The sequence below is a fragment of the Synechococcus sp. R6-7 genome (assembly GCF_047461695.1).
Taxonomy (GTDB): Bacteria; Cyanobacteriota; Cyanobacteriia; order Thermostichales; family Thermostichaceae; genus Thermostichus.
Genome location: NZ_JANSHS010000204.1, coordinates 1 through 1,873 on the forward strand (window position 1 = coordinate 1; position 1,873 = coordinate 1,873).

The 1,873-nt window shown below is 56.1% G+C and carries 4 protein-coding genes; 3 read left to right on the forward strand and 1 reads right to left on the reverse strand.

The window, feature by feature from the left end; all coding sequences use genetic code 11:
- Window positions 1–302 (reverse strand): exopolysaccharide biosynthesis protein (locus NW815_RS06755; RefSeq protein ID WP_414415830.1); only part of this gene is annotated, 302 nt, incomplete at its 3' end.
- Window positions 303–432: 130 nt separating this feature from the next.
- Here NW815_RS06755 and NW815_RS06760 point away from each other — a divergent pair.
- The 3 genes from NW815_RS06760 to NW815_RS06770 all read left to right on the forward strand — a co-directional run.
- Window positions 433–858: a hypothetical protein gene (locus NW815_RS06760; RefSeq protein WP_414388636.1), complete on the forward strand. Its 426-nt coding sequence runs from the start codon at window positions 433–435 to the stop codon at window positions 856–858.
- Window positions 859–1,051: 193 nt separating this feature from the next.
- Window positions 1,052–1,288, forward strand: a complete 237-nt coding sequence (locus tag NW815_RS06765; protein WP_414344206.1) for an ATP-binding cassette domain-containing protein — start codon at window positions 1,052–1,054, stop codon at window positions 1,286–1,288.
- Between the two features lie 96 nt (window positions 1,289–1,384).
- Window positions 1,385–1,873 (forward strand): J domain-containing protein (locus NW815_RS06770; RefSeq protein ID WP_414415831.1); only part of this gene is annotated, 489 nt, incomplete at its 3' end.

Sequence of the window (1,873 nt, forward strand, 5' to 3'; positions counted from 1 at the left end):
AAATGCTTCCGTTCAATAGAGGTCTGCAACACCCATTTCGGCAGCCAAGGAGTGGTTCGCCCTGCCAGCATTTGTGCGGCCAGCAACAGGATGACCACGCCAAAGGGAGTGGAATAGCCGGGAGCCGGCAGAGGCAAAGCAGAAGGGAAAGAGAGCACCGCCAAAAACAAGCCAAAACTGCGCTCGCCCGCCAGTTTTAGAATGTCTTCGATGCGGATCAACCCTTCCGGGGAGGGTTCGGGTTGCTCTGGGCTCTCGGGAAGGCGGGAAAACCGGGCTAGCTCTTGAGACAGACGGGCCATAGAGGGGGCAGGGCTGGAGCGGGCAAAGTTTGGCAACGGGTGGGCACTACCTGGAGGGCCAACGATAGCCTACTGCAAATTCAAGTTGTGTTGGATATCTTGAGCAAAGGGGTGGTTTTGGAGAGGTGACATGCTCGGCAACAGGCTCAACAGGGCCGAGAACATCAGCGGTCTGGAGCAATGGCAGAAGTATCCAACTCAGTTCGGCAGAGGGGGTCGTAGGCTAGGATGGCCCCTGCTGCTGGGATCCCTACTGATAGTGGGGCACGGTGTGGCCCTGGCAGAAGCGCAGTTGGAGGTGGGCACTTCCACCACCCTGTCCCCGCAGGCAGCTCCGCCGGTGTTGCCACCCCCCCCTGTGGGAGTCCGACAAATTTCCCTGGATACCGATCCCGAACAAACTGCCGATATGCCCCTTTCCCTGATGGCTGAGCAGGTACTGGAGGCAGTGTGCGAAGCGCAAATTGATGCTCAGCGGGCCTTGGCTCTCATGCCCGACCTGAGCGAATCCCATATCCGTGCTGCCTGTCCGAAGCGACTGATCCCCAAAAGCTGAAGGGGCGGCCCCAAGTTGGCGCTGAAAAGTAGCCGGAAATACGTTCACTGCCAAGGAAAGGTGGTACTCAACCTGTGTACCTCTTTCTTCAGAGAGCCTTCCATTTATGATCAGCCTTTTTATGAGAGAGCCTGTCTGGTAGGGATCCTGGCGGGGGAACTCAACCGAACAGGCAAGCTGGGGGCGCTCTGGCGTGGACTTTGAACTACGGGCCGGGGAGATTTACGCTCTCCGGGGGGAGAATGGCGCCGGGAAAACCACCCTGATGAACATGCTGGCGGGCCTCTACCAGCCGGATGCTGGCGAGATTCGCCTGCGGGGCCGCCCAGTGCGGATCTGCTCCCCACACCAAGCCATCCAACTGGGCATCGGTATGGCGAAGCTTATGTGGTGCAAAGCTTTACAGGTACCGGCAACATTGTTACACTGACCTAAGATTGTCTGCATCATTGTGCAAATAAATTCACAGACAGCCTATAAGTTTTGTGCGGATCTACACTTGGCATCACTGACTTGAGGGGAAGCCATGCCCAAAAAAGCCGCCAGCACAAAACCAAAAACAACTAGGGCAACCTCAAGAGAAGAGACCAAGCCCGATCCGCAAGGGGCGATTGCTGCAGAAATCCAGCGCCTTTCCGATACCTACGGCATCTCTAAGGAACTCCTGGAGAATTTTGCGCGGTTTGTGGTCAGGCAGCTACAGCCACCGCCTCGGTTGTCTGTCAAAGAGCTGCAGAAAGCGATTTACAACCACTTTGGCGTTAAAAACGCAGCCGAGCTGAGAAAGTCAGCCAGCTTCAAACTGGCAACCAGCGGCATGGGCAAGCTGAGCTTATCCAACATAGACGATTTGGAGCGCATTTATCGTCAGCACATCGGGATCCTTCCCAACGAAGAGGGGGAAGAGGGGTATGGCTGCATCAACGGGATCAACATCTTCAAGTACGACTTGCCATGGCGGGTTTTTGGACTTGACCCCGATCGAGCTACCAATGAGGACATCAAAGCTGCCTTT

Bases quoted from the DNA above. Each gene is read 5' to 3' on its own strand.
- NW815_RS06760 (WP_414388636.1), top strand. From the start codon at position 433: ATGCTCGGCAACAGGCTCAACAGGGCCGAGAACATCAGCGGTCTGGAG.